The following is a 13,030-nucleotide window of genomic DNA, read 5'->3' as shown; positions in this document are numbered from 1 at the left end:
CTCAACCCTGCGGCCAGAGCGGTGCACCGCAGTGCAGGCGCTGGATTGCCCAATTCCGCCAGGTGGTGGCATCTGCCCCCATCAGATCGGCGGGAAGATCCCAGCCGAGGTAGCGCAGGCAGAATTCCCAGGCTCTACCCGGTGATCCGGCAACGCCTGGCGCCCCGGCGCTCTTGGAGAGCTTGCGCCCGCGATCATCGCGGATGAGAGGCAGGTGGGCGTACCCGGGATGCGGCAGGTCCAGGGCGGCTTGCAGCTGCCGCTGGACCCCCGTCAGCGGCAGGAGATCCTCACCGCGGACCACCTCCGTTACCCCCTGAAAACCGTCGTCCACCACCGACGCGAGGACATAGGCGATGATCTGGTCGGCGCGCAGCAGGGCGGGTGGAGGGTGCTGGACTGTGGGATGCTGTGGGCCGCGCCACCGATCCTCCCAAGCTTCCATGGCCCGTGGCCCTGGGCGAAGCCGCCATGCGCGCGCCTTGGCTGGCGGCCGTTCCAGACAGGGACAGTTGCCGGCGCTTTGCTGCAAAGCCGCGCGGCTGCACCCGCAGGGATAGGCGATACCGGTCGCCATGAGCTGGTTCAATGCCGCGCCATAGCGCTCCAGATGTTGGGATTGCCAGAGAATGGCGCCATCCCATTCCAGGGCCAGTGCTTCCAGCTGGGCGAGGATGGTGCTGGCGGCGCCGGGCTGCAGGCGTGGGCGATCCAGATCCTCCATGCGCAGGTACCACAGTCCTCCAGCTCCCTTGGCAGACAGGTAACTGCCGATGGCGGCGAGCACGGAGCCCGCGTGGAGCGGACCGCTGGGAGTGGGGGCAAAACGACCACGAACCGGCGACGGCACGGAAGGGCTGACTTGCGTTTGCGTGGAGGACGGCGGCATGCTCGCACTATAGTGAATTGGTGAAACCTGCCCAAGGGAAATGGTGGGCCCAGGTATGGTGTTACCGAGAGAACGTTGACGGTCTGGGAGGAGGATGGACCATGCAGCCGGGCGAGTTTCGCCTCATCGAAGTACTCCGCAGCGCCTTGGGGGAAACCGATCCCGACCTGCTCGTGGGTATGGGCGATGACGCGGCGGTGGTGCGTTGCCGGGAACCGGTGACCATCTGTAGCGACACCCTGGTGGCGGGTCGTCATTTCTTTGCCGATGTGGCTGCCACGGATCTTGCTTGGAAAGCCTTGGCGGTGAATCTCAGCGATCTGGCGGCCATGGGTGCCATACCCCGCTGGGCTCTGCTGAATTTGAGTCTGCCCGCGGGGCAAAACTGCGACTGGGGCCTCTGGGTGGAGGACTTTGCTGCGGGTTGGCGCGCCCTGGCCAAGCCCAGTGGACTGCGCCTCATCGGCGGCGATACCGTCGCAACGGACGGCCCGCTCACCCTCACCGTCACCGTGCTGGGCGCCCAGCGCGATGCGCCCATGCGCCGGGACGCCGCCCGCCCCGGCCAGGGTGTCTGGGTCAGTGGTTGCATCGGAGACGCCGCCGCCGCCCTGGACATCGCCTGGTCCGCCCGCGCTTTGCCGGCGCGCCCACCCGCAGGCTTGAGCACGCAGGCCCAATGGGCACTGGAGCAGCGCAGGTTGCGCCCGACACCGCGGACGGCCCTGGGGGAGGCAGCGGCGCGTTGTGGGGTGGCCTGTGCCCAGGACATATCCGACGGTTTCGTCGCCGATCTCGGCCACATCCTTCAGGCTTCTGGGGTCGGTGCACGGATCTGCGTCGATGACCTGCCCATCAGCGTTGCCCTGCGCCCGGCCCTGGGGGAGGATTGGGAGGCCTGGCAGCGTTGGCCGCTGACGGGCGGTGACGATTATGAGCTCATCCTCTGTGTGCCCCCGGAGCTAGAAGATACGCTGCGTGGGATTGGTCGCGAGACCGGCGTACCGCTCACGCGCGTGGGCGAGATCGCCCCGGCGGAGGTGGGGCTCGAGCTGCGCTGGCGCGGAGAGCTTCGCCGAATCGACGGACACGGAGGGCACCAACATGTCTTCTGAAGCCCGTATCTTCCTACCCTGGCGGCCGGCCCATTTGCCCACCGCACAGCGGCTAGCCGCTTGGGGGCAACGGGCAGGCTGGCGGGTGCGTCTGGAACTTGTCCAGCATTTGCCCGAGGTATCGGGCCTCGCCCTGGCTTTGGGGGATTTCCCGGAGCGCGAGCGTTGGCTCGACGGCGGCCCCCACCGGCACGCCCTCGATCCCCTGGACTGGCCGGCCATGGCGCAGTGGGGCCAGCGCCACTGGCCTTTGACCGACATGCCGAAAAGTTTTTTTGGCGATGCGCCGGGCGTTTTACCCGGGGAGGACTGGCGCCGGGATGAGGGTCTCGCCCTGGATCTTGCCCCCCCGGAGTGGGCGCTGCTGCAACTGGGACTGCGGCATGGGGTGACGCTAGCCACCGCCGAGTCCTGCACTGCCGGCAGCGTGGCCGCCCGTGTTGCCGCCCTGCCAGGTTCTTCTGCGGTCCTGCGTGCGGGCCTCGTCACCTACGCCAATGCCGCCAAGGAGAGTCTTTTGGGTGTCGCGGCGACGACCCTGGCGCGCCACGGTGCCGTTTCCGAGGCGGTGGTTCTGGAGATGCTGGCAGGCGCCCTGGAGCACGGCGACATGGCCCTGGCCATCAGCGGTATCGCCGGTCCTGGGGGCGCCGTCCCAGGCAAGCCCGTGGGCACCGTCTGTATCGCCTGGGGACGGCGTGGTGGTCCCGGCCGTGCCGCCGTCCACCATTTTTCCGGCGACCGCTGGGCCGTACAGTACGCCGCCGGTAGTGTGGCCCTCGGCAGGCTCATCGCCATGCTGATGGAGTGAAACGCTCCACGCAGCGTGGGGCGCTTTCCATTGGTCATTGTCAGCGCCTCGGTTAGAATGCGGCAAGCACACGGCGCAGTGTCGCGCCGCCGAAGTCCGGTCTTCGGCGTATCCCTCACATAGGAGAGCAGTGACCCATGGATGAACATCGCAGCAAGGCCCTGGCCGCCGCCCTGTCACAGATCGATAAACAGTTTGGCAAGGGTGCGATCATGCGCCTGGGGGAGCAGAGCGCCGTCAAGGATATCCAGGTGTACTCCACGGGTTCCCTGGGACTCGACCTGGCGCTAGGGGTCGGTGGCCTGCCGCGCGGACGCGTGGTGGAGATTTACGGTCCCGAATCCTCGGGTAAGACCACCCTCACCCTGCACGCCATTGCCAGTTGCCAAGCCAGTGGTGGCACGGCAGCCTTCATCGATGCCGAACACGCCCTGGACCCAAGCTATGCCCAGAAGTTGGGGGTGGATCTCGAAAATCTCCTGATCTCCCAGCCCGACACCGGTGAACAGGCATTGGAAATCGCCGATATGCTGGTGCGCTCCGGGGCCGTCGACCTCATCGTCGTGGATTCCGTGGCAGCCTTGACGCCCAAGGCCGAGATCGAGGGGGAAATGGGCGACTCCCACGTCGGTCTACAGGCACGCCTCATGAGCCAGGCCTTGCGCAAACTCACGGCCAATATCTCCCGTACCAATACCCTGGTCATCTTCATCAATCAGATCCGCATGAAGATCGGAGTGATGTACGGCAGTCCGGAAACTACCACCGGTGGTAATGCCCTCAAGTTCTACGCTTCAGTGCGCCTGGATATCCGCCGTATCGGTACCATCAAGAAAGGGGATGAGATCCTGGGCAGCGACACGCGGGTGAAGGTGGTAAAAAACAAGGTGGCGCCGCCCTTTCGCGAGGCCGAGTTCGCCATTTATTATGGCGAGGGGATCTCGCGCCTGTCGGAGTTGGTGGATCTCGGTGTCAAGTTCGATATCATCGAGAAAAGTGGCGCCTGGTATAGCTACAAGGGTGAGCGGATTGGGCAGGGCAAGGACAACGCGCGCCAATTCCTCAAGGAACGGCCCGAGATGGCCAAGGAAATCGAAGAGCGGGTTCGCGCTGCCGCCAACGGTCACCCCCTGGCCTTTGCCGAGGAAGGACCCGTCGTCGCTGCCGAGGCGGGCGATTGAACCGTGCCGAGCCCTGCTCCCGCGCCACTCTGGAAGCCTGCGCGCTGCGCCACCTGGCGCGGCGCGAGTATGCGCGGGCGGAATTGCGTCGGCTCCTGCAGCGCACCTGTGCCGACCCGGCCGTGGTGGACGCCGTTCTCGATGAGCTGGAGGCGCAAGCTCTGCTGAGCGATCTGCGTTTTGGGCAAGCACGTTTGCGTAGCACCTGCCAGCGTGGTTTCGGTCCCTGGCGCTTGCGCCACGATCTGCAGCGTGCCGGGGCCGATGTGGACAGCGAATCGCTCGTGGCGGAGACCGATTGGCACAAGATCGCCAGCGTCGCCCTGGAAAAACGCTTTGGCAGCGTGGCTCCGGATTCCGCCAAGGAGTGGGGCCGACGCGCCCGCTTCCTGCAGGCGCGCGGATTTCCCGGAGAGATCATCGCAGCCGTCCTCCGAGCGCATTATGGTACCCACCACCCGGAATTTCCGGCGGACTGAATCCTCCATTACCACCCGACTGGAAGCATCATGAGATCCCAAGCCATACGCCAAGCCTTTCTCGATTTTTTCGCTGCCCGCGGCCACGAGATCGTACCCTCGAGCCCGCTGGTGCCGCGCAACGATCCCACCTTGCTCTTCACCAACGCCGGCATGGTGCCCTTCAAGGATACCTTTTTGGGGCTGGAGCAGCGGCCGTATCGCCGGGCCGTGTCGGCACAACGGTGCATGCGCGCCGGCGGCAAACACAACGATCTGGAAAACGTCGGCTACACCGCGCGCCACCACACCTTTTTTGAAATGCTGGGCAATTTTTCCTTTGGCGACTACTTCAAGCGCGAGGTCATCGGCTATGCCTGGACCTTTCTCACGGAAGTGCTCAAGTTGCCACCAGAGCGCCTCTGGGTGACGGTCTTTGCCGAGGATCGAGAGGCGGAAGACATCTGGCTGCGGGAAATGGGCATCGACCCGGCACGTTTTTCCCGTTGTGGCGAAAAGGACAATTTCTGGAGCATGGGCGACACCGGTCCCTGCGGTCCCTGCTCGGAGATCTTTTACGATCACGGTCCGGAAATCCCCGGAGGGCCGCCCGGGAGCCCCGACGCCGACGGCGATCGCTATATCGAGATCTGGAATCTCGTCTTCATGCAGTACGATCGCGATTCCAGCGGCCGTCTGACGCCATTGCCGAAACCCTCCGTCGATACCGGCATGGGCCTCGAACGCCTGGCGGCGGTACTCCAGGGTGTGCACAACAACTACGACACCGACCTCTTCCAACCCCTCATTCAGGCAGCGGCAGACATCTCTGGCAAGGTCTATGGTGCCGATCCAGCGGCAGATACGAGTCTGCGCGTCCTGGCCGATCACGTTCGCGCCTGTAGTTTTCTCATGGCCGACGGTGTCCTGCCGAGCAATGAAGGGCGTGGCTATGTGCTGCGCCGAATCATCCGTCGCGCCGTCCGTCACGGCCGCAAACTGGGCCTTGGCGATATCTTCTTCCATCGTCTGGTACCGCCACTGGTGAGCGTCATGGGTGAGGCCTACCCCGAGTTGCGCCGGGCGGAACGGGACATCCAGGGACATCTGCGGCGCGAGGAGGCGCGCTTTCGCGAAACCCTGGAACGCGGGCTCGAGCTGCTCGAGGAGGCCATTGGCGGCCTCGCTCCCGGCGCGCCCATTCCGGGAGAGGTCATCTTCCGCCTTTCGGACACCTACGGCTTCCCGGTGGATCTTACGGCCGACATTGCCCGGGAACGTGGTCTCGCTTTGGATATGCCGGGTTTTGAGGCGGCTCTGGCCGAGCAACGCCAGCGCTCGCGAGCCGCTTGGGTGGGCAGCGGCGAAGTGAAGGCCGATCGGCTGTATCACGATCTTGCCATGGAACTGCCGGCGACGGAGTTTCTCGGTTACGGCGGCTGCAGCGGTGCCGGTCGGGTACTGGCACTCATTCGCGATGGGCAGCGCGTGGATGTGCTGCGGGCGGGCGAAACGGGCAGCGTGATTCTCGATCAGACGCCCTTCTATGGTGAATCCGGCGGCCAGGTGGGCGATAGGGGTCTCCTGACGGATGCCGCGGGCTTGCGCTTTGTGGTCCAGGACACCCAGAAACCCGTGGCCAGCCTGCATCTGCATCTGGGTCGTGTGGAGTCTGGCGAACTGCGTCTGGGTCACATCGTCCATGCCGAGGTGGACAGCGACGCACGTGCCGCCACCGCCGCCCACCACTCGGCGACGCATTTGCTCCATGCGGCATTGCGCACTCTGTTGGGCAGCCACGTGCAGCAGAAAGGCTCGCTAGTGACGCCGGAGCGTCTGCGCTTCGATTTCAGCCATCCGGAACCACTGACACTGGCGCAACTACAGAGTCTCGAAAACTGGGTCAATGCCGCAGTGCGCGCCAATGTCGTCGCCGACGTCCAGGTCCTGCCCATTGCCCAGGCCCAATCCCTGGGCGCCTTGGCCCTGTTCGGTGAAAAATACGGCGAGGAGGTGCGGGTGCTGCGTCTGGGCGATTATTCCCTGGAATTTTGCGGCGGTACGCACGTGCAGGCCACGGGTGATATCGGCTGTTTCAAGATCTTGGCAGAAAGTGGCGTCGCCGCTGGTATCCGGCGCATCGAAGCCGCTGCCGGTGCTGCGGCCATTGCCGCCGTGCAGCTGGACGAACAGCGTCTGCGCGCAGCCGCAGCCCTGCTGCACGTCGCTCCGGCGGAGCTGGATCAGCGTCTGGCACAGACTCTGGAGCGCCAACGCCAGCTGGAAAAGGAACTGGAGCGTTTGCGTCAGAAACTGGCGGCTCAGGCAGGGGAGCGGCTGGCTTCTGCTGTCGAGGACATCGCCGGAGTACCCGTGCTGGTGCAGCAGATCGACGGCATGGACGGCAAGGGCCTGCGCGAACTCGTGGATCGTCTGCGCAGCCAGATCCCCCATGGCATCCTGCTCCTGGCGGGTGTGCAAAACGATAAGGTCGCGCTCATTGCCGCCGTCAGCAAGGAGCTAACGGATCGGGTAGCGGCGGGACCCCTGGTCCATGCCGTGGCAGAGGTGATGGGCGGCAAGGGCGGTGGTCGGGCCGATCTGGCGCAGGCAGGGGCGGAGCATCCCGAGCAGTTGACCGCAGCCTTTGCCCTGGCGCGAGCATGGCTCGAGCAGCGACTGTCCGCCGCCTGAGATGGTTCTGATGCGACTGGTGCGGATCGGCGACAGTGGGTATGCTCTGAAACGAATGCACCCAAATTGACGAGGAACTCGCCCGGGATGAGCAGACCTGCAGAGGATACGGAAGCGCTGGAGCAGCTGCTGCTCGCCACTGCCCGTGGGGATCAGCAGGCCTTCAAGCGCTTTTACGACTGCAGCTCGGCGCATCTATACCCGGTTGCCCTGCGTATACTCCGAGAGGAAGGCAAAGCCGCAGAATGTCTTCAGGAGGCCTATCTCAAAATCTGGCTGCGGGCAGCGGATTACGAGAAGGGGCGCTCACCGCTGGCCTGGGCAGCGGCCATCGTGCGCTATCAGGCCATCGACTTTTTGCGGCGTCTGCCCAAGGATCTGCCGGAGTGGGAGGAGCCCGACTGGGAACATGCGGATTTTTCGGCCGACAGCGGCTCTGGTCCCTGTGCCCGCGAACGGCGGCTCTTGGAGGAGTGTCTGGCGCAGCTGCCCCAGGATCAACGCCAGGCCATATCCCAGGCATTCTACCGTGCCGCAACCTATGAGGAAGTGGCGCAGTTTTCCGGGACGGCGCTGGGCACCGTGAAAAGTTGGATTCGTCGAGGACTGTTGGCCCTGCGGGAGTGTCTGGAACATGGAGCTGCGTAAATCTCCGAAGCTTGCCGAACTGTTGGCTGCCAGCTATGTGCTGGGCACGCTGCAGGGAAGGGCGCGGCTGCGGTTTGCGCAGTTGATACGCCAGCGGCCCTGGCTTGCCCGCATCGTCGCACGCTGGGAGGATGCACTCTTGCCCAAGGCCCTGGTGGGACCAACGCGGGAGGCACCAGCGGCCGTCTGGCACGCCGTGGAAGCGCAGTTGCCCGGACATGTGCCGTCGCGGATCCAGGATGCGTCATCCACCCGGCCCTGGTGGCGGGCGTCCTGGTGGCCGGCACTGAGCGCGGCGTTGACGGTGGCCTTGCTGGTGGTTTGGCTCTGGCCTGGGCCGGCACCGATGCCCTACATGGCGGTACTCACCAACCCGCAGGGTAAGCCCACTTGGGTGATCCAGGCCAATGCCCACGACATGCGCCTGCGCACATTGGAAAATGTCGCCCTGCCGCGCGGACGCAGTTATCAGCTTTGGGCTCTGGTACCGGACCACAAGCCCATCTCCATGGGCCTGTTGCCGACCTCGCCCAGTGAATCGCCCGTGCTGCCGGCGCCAGATCATATCGATATGCGTTCCGTGGAACTGGTGGCGGTGACCATGGAGCCCGCCGGAGGCTCGCCCACGGGGCAGCCCACCGGTCCCATCCTGTTCAAGGCCTATCTCGTCCGCTCCTGAGATTTGGTGGGCTTGTTTGGGTTAGTGCATCCGGATCCGGTGCACCCGCGTAAAGATGTGCGGGGCCCGTGACGCGCCCTGCGGTTTTTCACCCCATTTGGAGTAGGTCCATGCACAAGGAGAAAACCATGTCGTCCGAAATGCTGAACACCCACGACCGTCGCGACTTTTTCAAGAAGAGTGCACTTTTTTCCCTCGGACTCGCCGCTGCCGGCAGCCTCCTGCCCAGTGTGGCCCTTGCCGGTTCCATGGCCAAGCCTAGTCCCAAAGGCGATCTGGATATTCTCAACTTTGCCCTGAATGCCGAACATCAGGCCATCGCCGCGTACCAGGTCGGGGCTGAGAGCAAACTGCTGGAGCCAGCGGTGCTCAAGGTGGCCCTGTCCTTCCAGAAAGACCACGAGGCCCACGCCGCCATCCTGCAGGAGACCATCGAAAAGCTGGGCGGTAAGCCGGTGGCGCCCAAGGCACCCCTCAATGAGCCCATGGCCAAGCTCGCCGCCGCCTGGAACTTCCCGGTGGACAAGCTGAAGACGCAAAAGGACGTCCTCGAGTTTGCGGCGGGTCTCGAAATTGGTGCGGCCAAGGCATACCTGAGCGTGGTTCCCAAGTTCAGCAATCCGGAGCTCGCGCATGCGGCCGCCAATATCGAGGGCGACGAGGCCATGCATTTTGCGGTGTTGCGCAATGCCCTGGGAGAGTTCCCGGTCCCTGCCGCGTTCATTTCGGCCATGCCGAGCTGAGCGACTCCGGACCCAAAGCAAACGCCCCTCTGGGGCGTTTTTTGTGTGCGGCGGGGGGCTCAGGCACCGAGCACCCCAAGATCCCGTGCCTTTGCCCTTGACGCTTTCTGGTGGGAGTTCTAGCATCTGCGGATGATTGTCACAGTCAACGATCAAGCTTACGAGGCGCGCGACGGCACGGACGTTGCGGAGCTTTTGCAGAATCTCGGCTTTGCTGGCCAGCGCGTAGCGGTGGAATTGAATCGCGAAGTCCTCCCCCGAAGTCTCCACGCCCAAACGCGCTTGCGCGAAGGCGATCGCCTAGAGATCATTCGCGCCGTCGGCGGCGGGTGACCCGCTCCCACTCGCTCAATCCTTCAGGGAAAAATCATGCACGACGAGGATCTACTTCGTATCGGTGAACGCAGTTTCCGTTCCCGTCTTCTGGTGGGCACGGGTAAGTATCGAGATTTTGCGCAGACCCGAGCGGCCATCGACGCAGCGGGTGCACAGATCGTCACCGTCGCCCTGCGCCGGGTGAATCTCGGGCAAGATCCCAAGGAACCCAATCTGCTGGATGTTCTGCCGGCGGATCGCTTCACCATCCTGCCCAATACTGCGGGCTGCTATACGGCGGAGGATGCCATTCGCACCTGTCGTCTGGCTCGTGAACTGGGGGGTTGGGATCTCGTCAAGCTGGAGGTGATTGGCGATGCCGATACCTTGTACCCGGATATGCGGCAGACCTTCATCGCCGCCGAAAAGCTCATTGCCGAGGGCTTTCAGGTGATGGTGTACAGCACCGACGACCCGGTAGCCTGCAAGGCCTTTGCCAGCATGGGCTGCGTGGCCGTGATGCCGTTGGCGGCACCCATCGGCTCTGGGCTTGGTATCCGCAATCCCTATAATCTGCGCATCATTCTCGAACAGGCGACGGTACCCATTCTCGTGGATGCGGGGGTGGGCACGGCCTCGGACGTCGCTGTGGCCATGGAACTCGGCTGTGATGGCGTACTTCTGAATACGGCCATTGCCGCCGCGCGCGATCCCCTGCTCATGGCCCAGGCCATGCGGCTGGGGGTGGAGGCGGGGCGCGCCGCCTTTCGCGCCGGAAGGATGCCACGCAAGCTCTACGCCAATGCCAGCAGTCCTTTGGAAGGAACCTTCTTCTGATGCAGGCCGAAGACGCCTTGGAGTACGCTCGCCATGCCGATCTGGACCGCCATTTTCTGGAGGCCGTGGAACGACTGGTGATGGGACAGGTAAGCGTTGGCGCGCCGCCGGCCTACGCCGAGGACTGGGAGGAAGCCGAGCGGCTCATCGCCCGTCTGGCCGATCAAGGGGTGGGCGTGCGTCTGGAGCACGTGGTGGACGAACATGGCGGCCGCTGGCGCTGCTATCTGGACTGGCAGGACGCGGTCAGCCTCGAATGGCAGATGGTGGATCTGGAGGAGTCTACGGCAGCACGCGCCGTCACCCGCGCAGCCCTGGTCTGGTATTACCAACAGGAATTGAGTTCGGCCAATGCACAACCACCCGATGCCTGGGCCTATTTCGAGGTGCTGGAGCGGCTGGGTATGGCCCGCGACTTCTTGAGCCGTGCCCTGGAGGACCATCCCGTACTGGCTGCCGAAGCGGAACTGCGCAATCAGTATCAGGAAATCCAAGAACGCTTCAACGCCCTCTACGATCTCGCCAATCGGCTTTTCGATCAGCGTCTGGAATCACCCCGTCTCGGTACCATGCACTAGCCATGCACATCCACATCCTCGGTATCTGCGGCACCTTCATGGGCAGTTTGGCGCGGATCGCCCAGGCCGCAGGACACCGAGTGACGGGGGTGGATGCCAACATCTACCCGCCCATGAGCGACTTGCTGGCGGCCACGGGCATCGAGCTGACCTTGGGGTATGAGCAGGCGCTGCCTTCGCCGCGGCCCGACCTCGTGCTGGTGGGTAACGCCCTGTCGCGCGGCAACCCGGCCGTGGAGGCGGTGCTCGCGGAAGGAATTCCCTACGACTCTGGCCCCGCCTGGTTGACGCGGGAACTGCTGGCGGGGCGCTGGATCCTGGCCGTCGCCGGAACCCACGGCAAGACCACGACGACATCCATGCTGGCCTGGATTCTGGAGTATGCCGGCCTTGCGCCGGGCTTTCTCATTGGCGGCGCGCCCAGGAATTTTCCGGAGTCCGGGCGGCTTGGCAGCGGCCCTTTTTTCGTCATCGAGGCCGATGAATACGATACGGCCTTTTTTGACAAACGGGCCAAGTTTGTCCACTACCGTCCCCGCACCGTGATTCTCAACCACCTGGAATACGATCATGCCGATATCTACCCCGACCTTGCCGCCATCGAGACCCAGTTTCATTACCTCTTGCGTACGGTGCCGGCCAACGGGCAAGTACTCTATCGCAGCGGGATTCCGGCTCTGGAGCGGGTGCTGGCGCGCGGATGTTGGTCCGAGGCTATTCCCTTCGCCGATGGCGCCGATTGGGACCTGAAGCTGGAGGATCCCGCGGGTTCCGCTTGGCAAATTCTGGAAGACGGGCGCGCGGTGGGCCAGGTGGAGTGGGACCTCTATGGCCGTTTCAATGCCGAAAACGGGCTGGCGGCCATTCTTGCCGCGCGCCACGTGGGCGTGCCCGTGGCGAGCTCCTGCGCCGCGCTCGCGCATTTCGCTGGCGTACGCCGCCGCCTGGAAGAACGGGGCAGGGTGGCGGACATTCGGGTGTACGACGATTTTGCCCATCATCCTACGGCCATTGCCGCGACGCTGCGGGCCCTGCGCGCCCGACAGCCCCATGGAAGGCTTCTGGCGGTACTGGAGCCCCGCTCCAATACCATGCGCCTGGGTGTGCATCGCGGCCAGCTGGCGGAAAGTCTGGCCGCAGCCGATGCCGTTTTCGTCTACGCGCCTCCGGATTTATCCTGGGATGTCGCCGCAGCGCTGGGGCAGCCGGAGCGCGTGTTTTCGGATCTCGACATGCTGGTGGATGCCGTTGCCACCAGCGCACGCCCGGGCGATCATATCCTGGTAATGAGCAACGGCGGCTTTGGCGGCATCCACGAGCGTCTGCTCCGCGCCCTGGAAGCGCGTCAAAGCACTTGTGCGGCGGTGCACGGTGGTGGCGGATAGGCAGATGGCTCGGCGCATCGGAGTGGCCATAACGGGTGCCTCTGGCGCCCCCTACGCCCAGCGGCTCCTGCAACGGCTCCTGGCGGCGGACTGCGATGTGGCCGTGGTATTTTCAGCGGCAGCGCGCATCGTCTGGCGCGAGGAACTCGGTCAGGAGCTGCCAACGCCCATGGAAGCACTGACGGAGAGTCTCCGTGCCGGTCTGCCGCGCACCGGCACGCTGCGCTGCTACGACGAGCGCGACTGGTTTTCGCCATTGGCGTCGGGATCGCACGCGCCCGAAGCCTTGGTCATTTGCCCCTGTTCCGGAGGGACCCTTGCGGCCGTCGCCCAGGGCCTGTCCAACAACCTCGCGGAACGGGCCGCCGATGTCATGCTCAAGGAAGGGCGCAAGCTCATCCTCGTCCCGCGCGAAAGCCCCATCTCCGCCATTCATCTCGAAAACATGTTGAAGCTCGCTCGTCTGGGGGTGACCATTCTGCCGGCGAGTCCCGGGTTCTATACCCGGCCCCAGAGTATCGACGAGTTATTGGACTTCGTCGTCGCGCGCATCTTGGATCAGTTGGATCTTGGCCGCGATTTCGGTCCGCAGTGGGGTCTCTGAGGCGTCCGCGCAGGGCGATACCAAGCGGTAGTTACCCATGTGCGCTGGGGCGCACCCGAATCGTGGCGACGAGACCTGGGGTTACCCGCACAG

14 protein-coding genes are annotated in these 13,030 nt (G+C 64.4%); 13 read left to right on the top strand and 1 reads right to left on the bottom strand.

The window, feature by feature from the left end:
* Position 1 precedes the first annotated feature (1 nt).
* Positions 2 to 850, bottom strand: coding sequence for a tRNA glutamyl-Q(34) synthetase GluQRS (gluQRS, locus tag ACAty_RS07105; protein ID WP_188092789.1), 849 nt, complete (start codon positions 848 to 850; stop codon positions 2 to 4).
* A 140-nt stretch (positions 851 to 990) separates the two neighbouring features.
* Here gluQRS and thiL point away from each other — a divergent pair, with 140 nt between their 5' ends.
* The 13 genes from thiL (at position 991) to ACAty_RS07040 (ending at position 12,937) form a co-directional block, all read left to right on the top strand.
* The gene (gene thiL, locus ACAty_RS07100; protein WP_004872288.1) at positions 991 to 2,004 is read left to right on the top strand and encodes a thiamine-phosphate kinase; all 1,014 of its coding nucleotides are present in this window, start codon (positions 991 to 993) and stop codon (positions 2,002 to 2,004) included.
* On the top strand, positions 1,994 to 2,815 hold the full coding sequence (locus ACAty_RS07095) for a CinA family protein (protein WP_226047624.1): 822 nt from the start codon (positions 1,994 to 1,996) through the stop codon (positions 2,813 to 2,815). Before thiL ends, ACAty_RS07095 begins: the two co-directional genes overlap by 11 nt.
* 137 nt (positions 2,816 to 2,952) lie before the next feature.
* On the top strand, positions 2,953 to 3,996 hold the full coding sequence (gene recA, locus ACAty_RS07090) for a recombinase RecA (protein ID WP_004872284.1): 1,044 nt from the start codon (positions 2,953 to 2,955) through the stop codon (positions 3,994 to 3,996).
* Positions 3,993 to 4,475: a regulatory protein RecX gene (locus ACAty_RS07085; RefSeq protein WP_004872281.1), complete on the top strand. Its 483-nt coding sequence runs from the start codon at positions 3,993 to 3,995 to the stop codon at positions 4,473 to 4,475. The genes recA and ACAty_RS07085 overlap by 4 nt, the downstream gene beginning before the upstream one ends.
* Before the next feature lie 30 nt (positions 4,476 to 4,505).
* Entirely contained in the window at positions 4,506 to 7,148 is a 2,643-nt protein-coding gene (gene alaS / locus ACAty_RS07080) for an alanine--tRNA ligase (protein ID WP_004872279.1), read from the top strand.
* Positions 7,149 to 7,235: 87 nt separating this feature from the next.
* Positions 7,236 to 7,796, top strand: a complete 561-nt coding sequence (locus tag ACAty_RS07075; RefSeq protein WP_004872277.1) for a sigma-70 family RNA polymerase sigma factor — start codon at positions 7,236 to 7,238, stop codon at positions 7,794 to 7,796.
* Positions 7,783 to 8,475 (top strand): anti-sigma factor, encoded by a 693-nt coding sequence (locus ACAty_RS07070; protein WP_004872276.1) that lies wholly within the window; start codon positions 7,783 to 7,785, stop codon positions 8,473 to 8,475. The genes ACAty_RS07075 and ACAty_RS07070 overlap by 14 nt, the downstream gene beginning before the upstream one ends.
* 128 nt (positions 8,476 to 8,603) lie before the next feature.
* Positions 8,604 to 9,218 carry a ferritin-like domain-containing protein gene (locus ACAty_RS07065; RefSeq protein ID WP_226047625.1) on the top strand — a complete coding sequence of 205 codons (615 nt, stop codon included), beginning with the start codon at positions 8,604 to 8,606 and terminating at the stop codon, positions 9,216 to 9,218.
* Between the two features lie 132 nt (positions 9,219 to 9,350).
* Complete coding sequence (thiS, locus tag ACAty_RS15825) at positions 9,351 to 9,551, top strand: sulfur carrier protein ThiS (RefSeq protein ID WP_004872271.1); 201 nt, start codon at positions 9,351 to 9,353, stop codon at positions 9,549 to 9,551.
* A gap of 36 nt (positions 9,552 to 9,587) precedes the next feature.
* Positions 9,588 to 10,370 (top strand): thiazole synthase, encoded by a 783-nt coding sequence (locus tag ACAty_RS07055; RefSeq protein ID WP_004872270.1) that lies wholly within the window; start codon positions 9,588 to 9,590, stop codon positions 10,368 to 10,370.
* A complete protein-coding gene (locus ACAty_RS07050; RefSeq protein ID WP_004872268.1) occupies positions 10,370 to 10,948 on the top strand; it encodes a hypothetical protein in 579 nt (192 codons plus the stop codon). Before ACAty_RS07055 ends, ACAty_RS07050 begins: the two co-directional genes overlap by 1 nt.
* Before the next feature lie 2 nt (positions 10,949 to 10,950).
* Positions 10,951 to 12,333 carry a UDP-N-acetylmuramate:L-alanyl-gamma-D-glutamyl-meso-diaminopimelate ligase gene (gene mpl / locus ACAty_RS07045; protein ID WP_004872266.1) on the top strand — a complete coding sequence of 461 codons (1,383 nt, stop codon included), beginning with the start codon at positions 10,951 to 10,953 and terminating at the stop codon, positions 12,331 to 12,333.
* 4 nt (positions 12,334 to 12,337) lie between these two features.
* Positions 12,338 to 12,937 carry a UbiX family flavin prenyltransferase gene (locus ACAty_RS07040; RefSeq protein ID WP_004872265.1) on the top strand — a complete coding sequence of 200 codons (600 nt, stop codon included), beginning with the start codon at positions 12,338 to 12,340 and terminating at the stop codon, positions 12,935 to 12,937.
* Positions 12,938 to 13,030: the final 93 nt, after the last annotated feature.

The sequence above is a fragment of the Acidithiobacillus caldus ATCC 51756 genome, assembly GCF_000175575.2.
Classification (GTDB): domain Bacteria; phylum Pseudomonadota; class Gammaproteobacteria; order Acidithiobacillales; family Acidithiobacillaceae; genus Acidithiobacillus_A; species Acidithiobacillus_A caldus.
This window is presented reverse-complemented; position numbering and strand designations above follow the sequence as displayed.

Coding starts and splice junctions, on each gene's coding strand:
- thiL (WP_004872288.1), top strand. CDS start 991: ATGCAGCCGGGCGAGTTTCGCCTCATCGAAGTACTCCGCAGCGCCTTG.
- ACAty_RS07095 (WP_226047624.1), top strand. CDS start 1,994: ATGTCTTCTGAAGCCCGTATCTTCCTACCCTGGCGGCCGGCCCATTTG.
- recA (WP_004872284.1), top strand. CDS start 2,953: ATGGATGAACATCGCAGCAAGGCCCTGGCCGCCGCCCTGTCACAGATC.
- alaS (WP_004872279.1), top strand. CDS start 4,506: ATGAGATCCCAAGCCATACGCCAAGCCTTTCTCGATTTTTTCGCTGCC.
- ACAty_RS07075 (WP_004872277.1), top strand. CDS start 7,236: ATGAGCAGACCTGCAGAGGATACGGAAGCGCTGGAGCAGCTGCTGCTC.
- ACAty_RS07070 (WP_004872276.1), top strand. CDS start 7,783: ATGGAGCTGCGTAAATCTCCGAAGCTTGCCGAACTGTTGGCTGCCAGC.
- ACAty_RS07065 (WP_226047625.1), top strand. CDS start 8,604: ATGTCGTCCGAAATGCTGAACACCCACGACCGTCGCGACTTTTTCAAG.
- thiS (WP_004872271.1), top strand. CDS start 9,351: ATGATTGTCACAGTCAACGATCAAGCTTACGAGGCGCGCGACGGCACG.
- ACAty_RS07055 (WP_004872270.1), top strand. CDS start 9,588: ATGCACGACGAGGATCTACTTCGTATCGGTGAACGCAGTTTCCGTTCC.
- ACAty_RS07050 (WP_004872268.1), top strand. CDS start 10,370: ATGCAGGCCGAAGACGCCTTGGAGTACGCTCGCCATGCCGATCTGGAC.
- mpl (WP_004872266.1), top strand. CDS start 10,951: ATGCACATCCACATCCTCGGTATCTGCGGCACCTTCATGGGCAGTTTG.
- ACAty_RS07040 (WP_004872265.1), top strand. CDS start 12,338: ATGGCTCGGCGCATCGGAGTGGCCATAACGGGTGCCTCTGGCGCCCCC.